Below are 12803 nucleotides of genomic sequence, written 5' to 3'. Positions count from 1 at the left end.
GCCCTGCCGCGCGCCCCGCTATGTCTCCGTAGTCCTGGCCGCGGGGTGGGCCTTGGTGAGGGTGCAGACCCCGTCCACGCACCGGCGCTCGAGGCGGCCGCGCGAGATGGTCTGCACCAGGCCGACCATCCAGCACGTGGGGCAGCCGCGGAAGGCGATGAGAGCCGGTGGGGCGGCCAGCAGGGCGACCGGACCGACGACGGGCACCAGCGCGATCGAGCCGATGATCAGCCCGAAGCCGATGGCGCCGCGCGCCAGGTGGCGCGGGAGGGACGTACTCGCGTAGTTCACCGCCCTACGTCTCCTTCCTCTCGTGCGACCGGTTGTGCGACCGGTCGGTCGATCGCTGCCAGTGAGTGGCGCAGCGCCGCGCGTGCCCTGTGCAGCCGCGATTTCATCGCGGTGGTGCTCAGGCCGAGCACATCGGCGACCCTCCTGCCGGGCAGGCCCTGGACGTCCCGCAGGATCAGGACCTGGCGCTGGTCGCGGGGCAGGGCGCTGATCGCGGACGCGACCCGCTCCGCCTCCAGCCGGTGCAGCACCGAGTCCTCGGCGGACGGTTCCGCCGGCGTCGCGTCGTCCGGGGCTCCGTCGCTCCGCGGGACCACGAGCCGCAGCTGCCGCAGGCACTCGTTGCGCACGATCCGGAACATCCACGAGGCGAGGGCGCCCGTGGCCCGCAAAGTGCCGATCTTCCGGTAGAGGATGATCAGCGCCTCCTGCGCCGCGTCCTCCGCGTCCTGGGGCGAGGCGCAGAGCGAGACGGCGAACTTGCGCACATGGGGCTGCGACTCCATGAGGACCGCGGTGAGCGAGGTGGCGTCGCCGTCCTGGGCGGCCCTGATCAGCCGCTCGTCCGGCCAGCGGAAGCGTTGGTTCATGCGCTGCTCATTCCAGTCGTTCCAGAAGGTCTCCCGTGCCCGGTTCCGGTCAGGTCCGGCTCCTGTGGCGACGCAGCAGATGCCAACTGCACGCGCCCACGAGCAGGGCTCCGATCACTACGAGGCTGGTGATCATCATGAGTGTTTCCTCCTGTCCCCGTACCGGCCCGTTCGGCCGGTACGGGGATAGGAGGCGGGGAGGCCCGAAAAGGATTCACCGGCGGGCCGGAGTTGATAGGCAAGTGATTGCTTGCCTATGCTGGAGCGGTGGCCGACGAACTCTTCAGAGCTTTGGCCGACCCGACCCGCCGCACCATCCTCGACGAGCTCGCCGAGAAGTCCGGGCAGACGCTGTTCGAGATCTGCTCGCGACTGACGATGAAGCACCAGCGCGGCATCTCGCGCCAGGGCGTCTCCCAGCACCTCGCCGTGCTGGAGGCCGCCGGACTCGTCGAGACCAGGCGGGAGGGCCGGTACAAGTTCCACGACCTGAACACCGCCCCGCTGCGCCAGATCGCCGAGCGATGGCCCACGCCCGACCCGTCCGGACCGGAAGAGAGCACCCCATGAAGATCCACATGACCAGCGTCTTCGTCGACGACCAGGCCAAGGCCCTGCACTTCTACACCGAGATCCTCGGATTCGTGAAGAAGCACGACGTCCCGCTGGGCGGCGGCGCCCGGTGGCTGACCGTGGTCTCCCCCGAGGAGCCCGGCGCCGCCGAACTCCTCCTGGAACCCGCCGGCCACCCCGCCGCCAGGACCTACCGCGACGCCCTCGTCGAGGACGGCATCCCGCTCGCCCAGTTCGCCGTGGACGACGTCACGGCGGAGTACGAGCGCCTGCGCGCCCTCGGCGTCCGCTTCACCCAGGAGCCGCTGGAGATGGGCCCCGTCACCACCGCCGTCCTCGACGACACCTGCGGCAACCTGATCCAGCTCGCGACCGAACCGAAGGAGCCGTCCGGGCTGTCTTGAACCAGATCATGTGGGATCAAGGCTGGTGTCGGCGTGGTGATGTGCACTCAGATTGCGCTGTGCTCACGCGAACCGCGTGCCCTACCCTGCGGTGATCCACGCCCGGACATCCGCAGAGGGACTCACCATTTCCATGACTCGCCGAAGAGCCGGCATACGCCTGCCCCGCGCACTCACCACCCTCCTCACCCTCGTCCTCCCGCTCACGGCGGCAGAGCTGCTCTCCGCGCAGGGCGCGGCCGCGGCGACCCCGACCAAGCCCGAGGTCGTCAGCGCCGGAGCCTTCGAAGGGAGCTGGGAGCCTGCGGGCGACGGCAACAGGCCCGTCGCCTGCAACGGCCTGATGGGCAACAGCGGCCTCGCCCTGACCGCGGGACTGCGCGACAACGACGGCGGCACCGTCACCCCGCAGTTCGTCGTCACCACCGCCGCGGGCGCGGCCGTACCGGTCTCGGAGGTCACCACCGTGTCCAGCGGCGGCACGGCGACCGCGAGGGTCCTCGCCAAGAACCTCCCCACCGGCAGCTACAAGTGGAAGGTCCGCGCGAAGGACCAGGAGGGCGGCTACAGCGCCTTCACCGCCGAATGCGCCTTCCGGGTCGACGCGAAGGCGCCCACGGGCCCCGTCACCGTCACCAAGGAGGACGGCACCGCCCTCACCAGCCAGCAGGCGCGCACCAGGCTGCGGCTCAAGTTCAAGCACGCGGCCACCGACCTCGCCGGCTTCTGCTGGTCGATGGGCCGCCCTCTCTCCGCGTCCAGCACCCCCTGTGCCGGGAGCAACCGGGTTCCCCTCGCCGAGGGAGCCACCGAAGCCGTCGTCGAAATCCTCCTCCTGGGCCAGACCGGGAGCACCTTGTACGTGGGCGCCTTCGACAAGGCCGGCAACTCCTCGCCGGGCGACGCCGGCACGGTACTGGTGGTCACCTCGCCCTCCTTCGTCTACCCGGCCGGGCAGACCCCGCTGAACCGGGCGATCGGAGACCTGCCCGGCGACCTCGACGGAGACGGTTTCGTCGACCTGCTGGGCCCGGAACCGGACGGCGGTCTGCGCTTCTACGCCGGCAACGGAGCGGGCCGCGTGCAGAGGCGCGTCATCGCGGAATCCGGCTGGAAGGGTGCGCTGATCGCGCACGGCGGTGACTTCACCGGCTACGCCGGCTCCTCGGCCGCACCCGATGGCTACGAGGACGTCATCGCGCGCTTGAGCGACAACAAGCTCTACCTCTATCCCGGCAACGGGCTCGGCGACGTGCTGTACGACACCCGCCGCGAGCTGACCCCGCCCGCCGCCCTCGGCTCCAGGGGGTGGGGGCGCGTCCAGCAGATCATCGCCCCCGGCGATCTGGACCAGCGCTCCGGCGACGGCTTCAGGAAGGGCAACGACCTGGCCGTCGTCGAATGCGTGGACGACGCGTGCTCCGGAGCGCGCCTGCGCGTCTACTCCGGCCGGACCACGGCCGACGGGAGCGCCGACCAGACCAAGCCCTTCGACTTCCAGGACCCCGGTTACACCGGCGGCACCACCTGGAAGAACTACGCGATCCTCGGCATCGGGGACCAGAACGGCGACGGGGTGAAGGACGTCCTCGCCCGCAACAAGAGCGACGGGAACCTGTACCTCTACCCCGGAAAGATCGGCAAGGACGGGAGATTCGGCCTCCAGCCCCGCGCCGTCTACGCCGCCGGGTGGCAGCCCGCCAACCGCCCGCTGATCGTCAGCCACGGCAACGCCCAGGGCACCGTCGTCAGCAAGACGCTCACCAGCGACGGCCAGGTCATCAAGTACAGCCAGTTCCAGCCCAAGGCGGGACAGGAGCAGGGCGACCTGTGGGCCACCACCGCGGCCGATCCCGCACGGAAGGTGGAGTACGTCGACAGCGCGGGGAAGGCGGCCACCACCACCTGCCCCACCGGCTGCCTGCTCTTCTACCCGGGCGGCCCGGCCGGGCTCAAGGCGCCCCTGCTGGTCGGGGCGAGCGGCTGGGCGACCGCGGTCGCCGGCCTCTTCTGATCCCGCCCTACTTCGCCTGGGCCACCGGCCGCCCCGCGTGCAGTTCGAGGGGGCCGGTGGCCGTGGTGCGGGCTGTGAGGGAGGCTTCGATCTGGCGGCGGAGGGGTGGTTTGGTGTAGCGGCGGAGTTCGGGTGGGGGGACCGTGCGCCATTCGAGGAGTTCCGTGGCGGGCAGGCGGATCCGGGCCAGAGTCGCGGGGTCGAGGGTGCCGCCGTCGTAGAGGAAGCGGACCCTTGCCGGATAGCCGGGGCGGTGGGACCAGTTGACGGCGAGCAGCCGGCCCGGGGCGAGGTCGAGGCCGAGTTCCTCGAGGACCTCCCGGCGGGCCGCCGCGCGCGGGATCTCGCCGAGGTCGCTGTCGATGCCGCCGCCGGGCAGGTTCCAGTGGTCCGGGTCGCCGTACGCGGGCCGCACCAGCAGGACCCCGCCCGCGGAGTCCGTGAACAGCACGCTCGCCGCCGTGAGGGCCTTGGGGCGGGCGGCGCGGTGGCCGGCGGTGTCGTAGGCGCCCGCGTGTTCCAGCTCCGCCCGGCGCGCGGGATCGAAGCCGGCCGGGGAGCCCGGCTGCGGCACCCCCTCGATCAGGTGCGCGAGGGAGCCGGAGTACAGGGCCGCCAGTGCGGCGCGCAGGCGGGACGCCTTGCGGGTGTCCAGGGCCGCGTAGGCCTCCTCGGGGGTGAGCCAGCGCGCCTCGGTGACCTCCCCGTCCGGGAAGGAGATCGCGGAGGTCTCCTCGGGCGTCAGCGGGCCGACCAGGTGGACGTGGACGACGAGGGAGCGCCCGAGGGGCCCCGGCGGGCGGGAGTCCACGGCGAGCAGCCGCCCCACCGGCACGCTCAGGTCCAGCTCCTCCTTCAGCTCGCGCGCCAGCCCCTCCTCCGGGGTCTCGGTGTCCTCCACGCCCCCGCCCGGGAGCTCCAGCTCCGCCTTGTACGAGGTGGTGAGGACGAGCACCCGCCCGCGCGGGTCCAGCACGATCCCGGTGGCGGCCACGAGGGGGGAGGGCTGGGCCGCGTAGTAGGCGCGGACCGAGTCGGTGTACGGGGAGAGGGGCGGTGGTGGCGGGGATGGGGGCTGATCCGGCACGGGGGCTCCTGGGGTGGGGCGGGTGGGCACGGTGATCCGTACCCACTCGCGGAGGGTCCATGGGGTGGACCTCGGGGGTCGGGGGCGGACCGGCCGTGTGGCGGGTTCAGGCCCGGGCGAGGAGCAGGCTGCCCATCGTGACCATGGTCGCCGCGACGAGGCCGTCCACGGCCCGCCAGGCCGCGGGCCTGCCGAGCGGGCCGCTGAGCAGCCGGGCGCCGTAGCCGAGCGCGCCGAACCACGTGAGGCTCGCCAGGACGGCCCCGGCTCCGAAGGCCCAGCGCAGGTCGCCGCGGCCGACGGCCAGGGATCCGAGCAGCAGCACGGTGTCGAGGTACACGTGCGGGTTGAGCCAGGTCATGGCCAGGCAGGTCAGCACCGCCCGCCGGGCGGAGGCGGAGCCGGTGACCCCGCCGGTGGCGCCCGCCTCGAGGGCGGCACCCGGGTCGGGGCGCAGCACGCGGCGGGCGGCGAGGGCTCCGTACCCGATCAGGAAGGCGCCGCCGACGAGCCCGACGAGGGTGAGGGCGGGCGGCCAGGCGGTGACGAACGCACCGACGCCGGCCACCCCGAGCGCGATCAGGGCGGCGTCCGAGAGGGCGCAGATGGCGACCACGGCGAGGACCGACTGGCGGCGTACGCCCTGGCGCAGGACGAAGGCGTTCTGGGCGCCGATGGCGACGATGAGGGAAAGTCCGGTGCCGAAGCCCGCGAGGGCGGCCGGGATGATGCCGTGGGTCATGTCTTCGACGGTAGGCAGCGGCGCGGCGAGGAGTACAGCTAAAGATTCTTACGTACCTTTAGCAGCTGTGATGGATGAGCTGCCTGTCGACCAGGTACGGACCCTGCTCGCGGTGATCGACGAGGGCACCTTCGACGCGGCGGCCGCCGCCCTGAACGTGACCCCCTCCGCCGTCAGCCAGCGCGTCAAGGCATTGGAGCAGCGGACCGGGCGGGTGCTGCTGATGCGGACCAAGCCCGTGCGGGCGACCGAGTCGGGGGAGGTCCTCGTCCGCTTCGCGCGGCAGCTCGTCCGGCTGGAGCGCGACGCGCGGACCGAGCTCGGCATGGCCGAGGGCCTGGGGCCGGTGCGGCTGCCGATCGCGGTCAACGCGGACTCGCTGGCCACGTGGTTCCTGCCCGCGCTGACGGCGGTGCCGCAGGACCCGCCGGTCTGCTTCGAACTGCACCGGGACGACGAGGCGCACGTCACCGAGCTGCTGCGGGACGGACGCGTGATGGCGGCGGTCACCTCGCAGCCGGTGCCCGTCGCGGGGTGCACGGCGCGCAGGCTGGGGCTCGTGCGCTACCGGGCGGTGGCGAGCCCGGAGTTCGCGGCGCGGCACCTGCGGGGCACGGTGGAGCGGGACCTGAGGCGGGCGCCGGTCGTCGTGTTCGACCGGCGGGACCTGCTCCAGGACGAGTTCGTGCGGGTGGTGACGGGGGACGCGGAGGCCACGGCGTCCGCGGTGCGCCACCACGTGCCGACGTCGGAGGGCTTCTGCGACGCGGTGGCCGCGGGGCTGGGCTGGGCGATGCTGCCGATGGTGCAGGCCGACCCGTTGCTGGAGGCGGGGCGGCTGGTGGTGATCGCGCCCGGGCGGAGCCTGGACATCCCGCTGTACTGGCAGCAGTGGAAGCTGGACTCGCCCGTGCTGTCGATGGTCGCGGAGGCGGTGGCGCGGGCGGCGGCGGGGGCGCTGGACTAGGCCGTCTCTTTCGGATCTTGCCGGGCCGGCAAGATCCGAAAGAGACGGCCTAGGGGGACCGACGGCCCGCGGAGGGCCCGCCGAGGCCCTGCGGGGATCTCGCGCGGGCCGGGGCCGGGGCCTTGGCCTGCGGGGACCGGTCGGGGGAGGGCTTAGGCTGCGGGCATGGAGTCCTACACCATCGGTCAGGCGGCGCGACTGCTCGGCGTCAGCGTGGACACGGCCCGGCGGTGGGCCGACGCGGAAAGGTTCCCGACGCGTCGGGACGGCACCCGGCGGATGGTCGACGGGCCGGACCTCGCCGCGTTCTGCGTGGAGGTCGCGCAGGAGGGCGGCGACGACGAGGGGGCCCCGTACACCTCGGCGCGCAACGCCTTCCCCGGCATCGTGACGGGCGTGAAACTGGGCACGGTCGACGCACAGGTGGAGATCCAGGCCGGACCGCACCGCGTCGTGTCGCTGCTGACCCGGGAGGCCGTGGAGGAACTCGGCCTGGAGGTCGGCGCGAGGGCGACCGCACGGGTCAAGTCCACGAGCGTCTTCATCGACCGGGCCTAGGCCCGGGGCAGGCTGGTCGGCCGGGGCGCGTGCCGGTGGCACACTGGCCGCTGATCCGCCGAAGGGGAGTACGTCCGTTGTCCATGTTCAGCACCCTGCGCCGGGCCGTGCGCCGCAGCTACCGGCGGGCCGTCGACCTCAGTCACCCGGCCCGCTCCCCGCTCGGCAGCGCCGTCGTCAACTGCATCGTGTACCGGGACGGCGTACGCCAGGACGGGCACGGCCACGCCGATGTGGGCGAGGCGCTGCGCCGCGTCCGCAAGACGGGCGAGGGCTTCGTCTGGGTCGGCCTGCACGAGCCCTCGCAGGAGGAGTTCGCGGGGCTCGCCGAGCTGCTCGGCCTGCACCCGCTCGCCGTCGGGGACGCGGTCCAGGCCCACCAGCGGCCCAAGATCGAGCGCTACGACGAGACCCTCTTCGCCGTGTTCAAGACCGTGCGGTACGTGGAGCACGAGGAACTGACGGCGACCAGCGAGGTGGTGGAGACCGGCGAGCTCATGGCCTTCGCCGGCAGCGACTTCGTCATCACCATCCGGCACGGCGGGCGCGGCACCCTCGGGTCGGTGCGCGAGGAGCTGGAGACCTTCCCCGAACGGCTGACCAAGGGGCCGGTCTCCGTCCTGCACGCGCTGGCCGACCACGTGGTCGACGAGTACGTGGCCGTCACGGACGCGGTGCAGAACGACATAGACGCCGTCGAGACCATGGTCTTCAGCGAGCACGGCGGCCGCGGGGACGCCGGCCGGATCTACCAGCTCAAGCGCGAACTGCTGGAACTGCGCAGGGCGGTGGCCCCGCTGGCCCGCCCGCTCCAGCAGCTGAGCACCCAGCCGATCCCGGTCATCCCGCCGGAGATGCGCACGTACTTCCGGGACGTCGCCGACCATCTGACCCGCGCCACCGACCAGATCACCGCGTACGACGCCCTCCTCGACTCGATACTGCAGGCCCATCTCGCGCAGGTGACCGTCGCCCAGAACGAGGACATGCGCAAGATCACCGCGTGGGCGGCCATCGTCGCCGTTCCGACGATGGTCTGCGGGGTCTACGGCATGAACTTCGACCACATGCCCGAACTGCACTGGACCTACGGATATCCCCTCGTGCTCGGCGTGATGGCCGTCGCCTGCTTCGTCATCCACCGGGGCTTCCGGCGCAACGGCTGGCTCTGACCGCGGCGGGAAATGCGGGTGAAGGGCACCGGCCTGCCCGGGTAGGGTCCCTGCGTTGGCGCGCGGCGACGAAGAACGGGCAGGCCAGGCATGGAACAGCGGGTGGCGGACGGCACGGTGACGGCTGAGCTGGTCGGGGAGCGGGTACGGCTGGAGCCGCTGGAGCTCCGCCACCACGACGGCCTGTGCGAGGCGGTCCGCGACGGCAGTCTGTGGGAGCTCGCGGTGACCACGGTCCCGCACCCGGACGACGTGCGGGGCTACATCGAGGACGCGGTCACGGGACGGGCGGCGGGCACACAGCTCCCGTACGCCACCGTGGACGCGGCGACGGGGCGGGTCATCGGGTCGACCCGGCTGATGGTGATCAACACCGCGAACCGGCGACTGGAGATCGGCTGGACCTTCCTGGCCGCGTCCCGGCAGCGGAGCGGAGCGAACACGGAGGCGAAGCTGCTGATGCTGACGCACGCCTTCGAGACGATGGGGATGAACCGGGTCGAGCTGCTCACGGACGTGCGGAACGCGAAGTCGCGGGCGGCGATCACCCGGCTCGGCGCGCAGCACGAGGGCGTACTGCGGCACCACATGGTCATGCGGGACGGCTGGATCCGCGATACGGCGGTGTACAGCATCACGCGTCCGGAGTGGCCGGAGGTGGAGCGGGGCCTGCGCGCCCGCCTGGCGGCCCACGGCGCGGCCGGCGGCGCGGCTCGCGCCGAGGGCTGAGCGAAGCCCCGCCCCGTGACCGCCCCCGCCCGGTCAGCGGGTCGCGCGGATCAGGAAGTGGGTGGGGGCGTCCTCGTACGTGGCCACGTGCCAGCCCGCCGCTTCGAGGGCCGGGCGGAGGTTCGGTTCGGCCAGCGGGTCGTCGGGGCTGACGGCGCGCCCGTGGCGGGCGGCGCGCTCCGCCCGGCCGGAGGGGTGGAAGAGCAGCAGTTCCCCGCCGGGGGCGGTGACGCGGGCCCACTCGCGCAGGGCGGCGGCCGGACGCGGCAGATGGTCCAGGAGCCCGGCGGCGAAGATGCCGTGGACGGCGCCGGCCGCCAGCGGGAGCCGCGCGCAGTCGGCCAGCAGCAGCCGCGCCGGGCCGCCGTGCCCCGCGCGGGCGGCGGCGTCAAGCATGGCGTGCGTGACGTCGACGCCGATCACCGTGCCGGCGGCTCCGACCAGGGCCCGCAGCCCAGGTCGAGCGCGCACTGCCCGGGGCGCAGCCCCATCCGGGCGACGGCGGCCTCGTAGGCCGGGGTCTGGTAGGCGAACCGCTCCTCCCAGGCGGCGGCCCGGGGAGTGAAGAAGGTGCGGGTGGCGGTGGTTTCGGCCCGCCCGGCGACCAACTCGGCGAAGCGGCACAGCAGTTCGCGGTCGGCCTCGCCGGGGACGGGGAGCCCCCAGGCGCTGGCGCCCACGCGGAACCCGTGCGGCGCGCGGCCGCCGCCGAGGAGCGGGTCGGTGCTCGGGCCCGGGGTCCCGCCACCTCCGGCGCCTTTCGTGCCCGCCGCCTCGGTGAGCAGTCGTGCGCCGTCACCCAGGGCGAGGACGGGGACTTCGGCGGCCAGCGCCGGCCCGACGAGGGGAAGGGCGGCGGGGGTGGCCCCGGGGGAGAGGATCAGCGCGTCGATCCCGGCGAGGGTGTCCGGCAGGGGGTCGTCGGCGTCGGGCCGGCACGGGTGGATCCGCAGCCCGGCCGCCTCGATGGCGGCGGTGGGTGCGTCTCCGATGACGAGGACGGCCATCGGCGCCTTCCTTTCCTGCGTCGTGCGCGTTCTCGCGTCGTGCCCGCGTGCCCGCGTTCCCGCGTCGCTCGCGTTCTCGCGTCGTGCGTGCGCCCGCTCGTGCGCTCGCCCCGCGCGGGACCGCGCTTGCCGTTGATCGTGCATATGAGGTTTCAGTGGCCACAGGCGGCCGCATCTGCGTAAGCATGCCCCGAGCAGCCTCTCATATGCAAGGGGCGGGAATCGTGAACCCCGTCCGGCAGGAGCGGGTCGTGCCCAGGTCTTGAGGTGGCGCGACTTCTGGTAGTAAAGTTTCCTAACGAAGTCGCCCGAGCATCAACTCCCTCATGGAGGAACTGTGTTCACCCCCCACCGCAAGCGACTGGCCGTAAGTACCCTGCTCGGCGCCGCCCTTCTCGCCGTGCCCGTCACCGCCCACGCGACCGCCTCCGCCCCCGCCGCGGCTCCGGCTTCCGCGCAGGCGTCGGCCGCCGCCGTCGGACTCGACGATCCGGTGAAGAAGGACATCGCCATGCAGATCGTCTCCAGCGCCGAGAACTCCTCGCTGAACTGGAAGGCGCAGTACAAGTACATCGAGGACATAGACGACGGCCGCGGCTACACGGCGGGCATCATCGGGTTCTGTTCCGGCACCCACGACATGCTCGAACTCGTCGAGTACTACACGCAGATCAAGCCGGGCAACGTGCTCGCCAAGTACCTGCCCGCCCTGCGGAAGGTCGACGGCAGCGACTCGCACGCCGGCCTCGACCCCAACTTCACCAAGGACTGGGTGAAGGCGGCCTCCGACTCCGACTTCAAGAAGGCCCAGGACCACGAGCGCGACCGCGTCTACTTCAACCCGGCGGTGAAGCAGGGCAAGTCCGACGGAGTCGGCGTGCTCGGGCAGTTCACCTACTACGACGCCATCGTCATGCACGGCGACGGCGGCGACTCCACCAGCTTCCGCAACATCCGCAAGCGCGCCCTCACCAAGGCCAAGCCCCCGGCCCAGGGCGGCAACGAGACCACCTGGCTGAACGCCTTCCTCGACGCCCGGGTCTGGGCGATGAAGCAGGAGGAGGCACACAGCGACACGAGCCGCGTCGACACGGCCCAGCGGGTGTGGCTCAAGAAGGACAACCTCAACCTCAACACCCCCCTGGACTGGAAGGTCTACGGGGACCCGTTCCACATCGGCTGACCGCTCCGGGGAGCGTGCGGCGGCGGCGGTCCGGGGTGAATCCCCTTCCTCCCCGGGCCGCCGCCCGTCGGCGCAGCGCCCATCCCGCGAGCACGGCCGCGCCCGCCAGCCCGTACGCCACCGGGATCGTAGCCCCGCCCAGCGCGCGCACCGAGACGTACGCCGCCGCCCCCGCGAGCGCCACCCCCAGCCACTCGGCGCGGCCGTCCAGCGCCACCAGCGCGATCAGCAGCAGCGCGTACCAGGAGTACCCCGGCGTCATCAGCAGGAACGCCGTACCCGTCACCAACAGCGCGGCGCTCCAGGGCTGTTCGGGATCCCCGCGGCGCCAGACGTACGCCGTCACCGCCAGCATCCCGACCGCGACCGCGGGCACCGACCAGGAGTCCGGGAGCACGAGGCGCAGCAGCGCGTAGCGGCCGCCCGCGCCCGGGTCCTCGTACCCCTCCTCCTCGGCGTAGCCGCCCAAATAACCAAAGACCGACGCGCGGGAGACCAGTACGTACGGCAGGTACGTCAGGGCCACCACAGCGGCCGCCGGCAGCAGCAGCGCCGCCGCGTCCCGCCACCGCCGTACGCCGGCCAGTGCGCCCGGCAGCAGCACGGCGGGCAGCAGCTTCGCCGCGATCGCCAGCCCGAACAGGGCGCCGCCGAGGGCGCGTCGGCGCACCACCATCCCCAGCGCCGCCACCGACAGCAGGACCGCGAGCACGTCCACGTGTGCGTTGTTCACCGCCTCCACCGCCACCGCCGGACACCAGGCCCAGTACGCGGCGGTACGGAGCCGCGCGCCCCGGCGGCGCTGGACCAGCAGCAGCGCCCCTGTGACGGCGAGCGCCAGCAGGGCCCCGCCGGTCTGCAGGGCCTTGTGCCGCACGCCCGCCGGGGACAGGGCGTGGACCAGCCCGAAGTACCCCTCCGCGACGGGCGGGTAGACGGTGTGGACGGTGGGCCGGTTGATGCGGGTGCACACCCCCGGCTCGATGGCCACCCGGTCGGGCCCGGCGCAGGCGGCCCCGCCGCGCGGGAACAGCCAGTCGTCGCGCAGGGTGCGCAGCGCCGGATCGGCGGGGGCGTGGTCGTAGGGGGAGATCCCGGCGGCCTGCACCCGCCCGTCCCAGGCGTAGCGGAAGGAATCGGTGCTGGTCAGCGGCGGCCCGGAGAGCCCCGCCGCGCAGACGGCCAGTGCACCCGCCAGCACGAGCGGGACCACGTACCGCTCCGGGACCCGCCGCAGCGACCAGGCGGCCGCCCCGAACAGCGTCCAGGCGGCCGCGTACCACCAGGTGAGCCGGGCCGGGTCGGCGAAGTAGCCCTCCTCGCGGACGGCGGGCACGAGAACGGCGGTCAGCGCGGCGAGCAGCAGCACGGTGGTGAGGAGGGGCCGGGCGCGGGGGTGGTCCATACGGGCCAGCCTGGCAGCGCGGGGCGCCGCCGGGCGGGCGACCCGGCCCGGCGTCCGCGTTTCGTAAGGTGTCGGGCCGCC

15 protein-coding genes are annotated in these 12803 nt (G+C 73.1%); 8 read left to right on the top strand and 7 right to left on the bottom strand.

All coding sequences use genetic code 11. From position 1 onward, the window contains the following. Positions 1-18: 18 nt before the first annotated feature. On the bottom strand, positions 19-291 hold the full coding sequence (locus OG435_RS39255; RefSeq protein ID WP_266884611.1) for a hypothetical protein: 273 nt from the start codon (positions 289-291) through the stop codon (positions 19-21). Beyond that, the gene (locus OG435_RS39250) at positions 288-881 is read right to left on the bottom strand and encodes an RNA polymerase sigma factor (RefSeq protein ID WP_266884609.1); all 594 of its coding nucleotides are present in this window, start codon (positions 879-881) and stop codon (positions 288-290) included. The genes OG435_RS39255 and OG435_RS39250 overlap by 4 nt, the downstream gene beginning before the upstream one ends. A 267-nt stretch (positions 882-1148) precedes the next feature. On the opposite strand from OG435_RS39250, the gene OG435_RS39245 reads away from it, so the two are divergent. The 3 genes from OG435_RS39245 (at position 1149) to OG435_RS39235 (ending at position 3872) form a co-directional block, all read left to right on the top strand. Further along, positions 1149-1451, top strand: a complete 303-nt coding sequence (locus OG435_RS39245) for an ArsR/SmtB family transcription factor (protein WP_266884607.1) — start codon at positions 1149-1151, stop codon at positions 1449-1451. Further along, entirely contained in the window at positions 1448-1858 is a 411-nt protein-coding gene (locus OG435_RS39240; RefSeq protein WP_266884605.1) for a VOC family protein, read from the top strand. The genes OG435_RS39245 and OG435_RS39240 overlap by 4 nt, the downstream gene beginning before the upstream one ends. Before the next feature lie 133 nt (positions 1859-1991). Continuing rightward, positions 1992-3872 carry a hypothetical protein gene (locus tag OG435_RS39235; RefSeq protein WP_266884603.1) on the top strand — a complete coding sequence of 627 codons (1881 nt, stop codon included), beginning with the start codon at positions 1992-1994 and terminating at the stop codon, positions 3870-3872. A 7-nt stretch (positions 3873-3879) separates the two neighbouring features. Here the strand turns inward: OG435_RS39235 and OG435_RS39230 are convergent, their stop codons facing one another. Together OG435_RS39230 and OG435_RS39225 are read right to left on the bottom strand one after the other, a co-directional pair. Beyond that, positions 3880-4959: an NUDIX domain-containing protein gene (locus OG435_RS39230; RefSeq protein WP_266884601.1), complete on the bottom strand. Its 1080-nt coding sequence runs from the start codon at positions 4957-4959 to the stop codon at positions 3880-3882. 106 nt (positions 4960-5065) lie between these two features. Then, a complete protein-coding gene (locus OG435_RS39225; RefSeq protein ID WP_266884599.1) occupies positions 5066-5701 on the bottom strand; it encodes a LysE/ArgO family amino acid transporter in 636 nt (211 codons plus the stop codon). Positions 5702-5771: 70 nt separating this feature from the next. Here OG435_RS39225 and OG435_RS39220 point away from each other — a divergent pair, with 70 nt between their 5' ends. From OG435_RS39220 to OG435_RS39205, 4 genes are all read left to right on the top strand, one after another. After that, positions 5772-6668 carry a LysR family transcriptional regulator ArgP gene (locus OG435_RS39220; RefSeq protein WP_266884597.1) on the top strand — a complete coding sequence of 299 codons (897 nt, stop codon included), beginning with the start codon at positions 5772-5774 and terminating at the stop codon, positions 6666-6668. A 165-nt stretch (positions 6669-6833) separates the two neighbouring features. Next, the gene (locus OG435_RS39215) at positions 6834-7226 is read left to right on the top strand and encodes a TOBE domain-containing protein (protein WP_266884595.1); all 393 of its coding nucleotides are present in this window, start codon (positions 6834-6836) and stop codon (positions 7224-7226) included. An 83-nt stretch (positions 7227-7309) separates the two neighbouring features. Further along, positions 7310-8398, top strand: coding sequence for a magnesium/cobalt transporter CorA (gene corA / locus OG435_RS39210; RefSeq protein ID WP_266886480.1), 1089 nt, complete (start codon positions 7310-7312; stop codon positions 8396-8398). A 90-nt stretch (positions 8399-8488) separates the two neighbouring features. Beyond that, entirely contained in the window at positions 8489-9127 is a 639-nt protein-coding gene (locus OG435_RS39205) for a GNAT family N-acetyltransferase (protein WP_266884593.1), read from the top strand. A 33-nt stretch (positions 9128-9160) separates the two neighbouring features. On the opposite strand, the gene OG435_RS39200 is transcribed toward OG435_RS39205, so the two are convergent. After that, on the bottom strand, positions 9161-9550 hold the full coding sequence (locus tag OG435_RS39200) for a class I SAM-dependent methyltransferase (protein ID WP_430625820.1): 390 nt from the start codon (positions 9548-9550) through the stop codon (positions 9161-9163). After that, positions 9547-10134, bottom strand: coding sequence for a hypothetical protein (locus OG435_RS50830; protein ID WP_430625819.1), 588 nt, complete (start codon positions 10132-10134; stop codon positions 9547-9549). Before OG435_RS50830 ends, OG435_RS39200 begins: the two co-directional genes overlap by 4 nt. Before the next feature lie 337 nt (positions 10135-10471). Here OG435_RS50830 and OG435_RS39195 point away from each other — a divergent pair, with 337 nt between their 5' ends. Beyond that, complete coding sequence (locus OG435_RS39195) at positions 10472-11317, top strand: chitosanase (protein WP_323187994.1); 846 nt, start codon at positions 10472-10474, stop codon at positions 11315-11317. Here OG435_RS39195 and OG435_RS39190 read toward each other — a convergent pair. Then, entirely contained in the window at positions 11265-12722 is a 1458-nt protein-coding gene (locus OG435_RS39190) for a glycosyltransferase family 87 protein (protein WP_266884591.1), read from the bottom strand. The two genes, OG435_RS39195 and OG435_RS39190, sit on opposite strands and share 53 nt — an antisense overlap. Positions 12723-12803: the final 81 nt, after the last annotated feature.

It is taken from the genome of Streptomyces sp. NBC_01264, assembly GCF_026340675.1.
GTDB lineage: Bacteria > Actinomycetota > Actinomycetes > Streptomycetales > Streptomycetaceae > Streptomyces.
Note: the sequence above shows the minus strand (reverse complement) of the source record. Positions and strands in the feature narration are given on the sequence as shown.

Coding starts and splice junctions, on each gene's coding strand:
- OG435_RS39250 (WP_266884609.1), bottom strand. CDS start 881: ATGAACCAACGCTTCCGCTGGCCGGACGAGCGGCTGATCAGGGCCGCC.
- OG435_RS39240 (WP_266884605.1), top strand. CDS start 1,448: ATGAAGATCCACATGACCAGCGTCTTCGTCGACGACCAGGCCAAGGCC.
- OG435_RS39235 (WP_266884603.1), top strand. CDS start 1,992: ATGACTCGCCGAAGAGCCGGCATACGCCTGCCCCGCGCACTCACCACC.
- OG435_RS39225 (WP_266884599.1), bottom strand. CDS start 5,701: ATGACCCACGGCATCATCCCGGCCGCCCTCGCGGGCTTCGGCACCGGA.
- OG435_RS39220 (WP_266884597.1), top strand. CDS start 5,772: ATGGATGAGCTGCCTGTCGACCAGGTACGGACCCTGCTCGCGGTGATC.
- OG435_RS39215 (WP_266884595.1), top strand. CDS start 6,834: ATGGAGTCCTACACCATCGGTCAGGCGGCGCGACTGCTCGGCGTCAGC.
- corA (WP_266886480.1), top strand. CDS start 7,310: ATGTTCAGCACCCTGCGCCGGGCCGTGCGCCGCAGCTACCGGCGGGCC.
- OG435_RS39205 (WP_266884593.1), top strand. CDS start 8,489: ATGGAACAGCGGGTGGCGGACGGCACGGTGACGGCTGAGCTGGTCGGG.
- OG435_RS50830 (WP_430625819.1), bottom strand. CDS start 10,134: ATGGCCGTCCTCGTCATCGGAGACGCACCCACCGCCGCCATCGAGGCG.
- OG435_RS39190 (WP_266884591.1), bottom strand. CDS start 12,722: ATGGACCACCCCCGCGCCCGGCCCCTCCTCACCACCGTGCTGCTGCTC.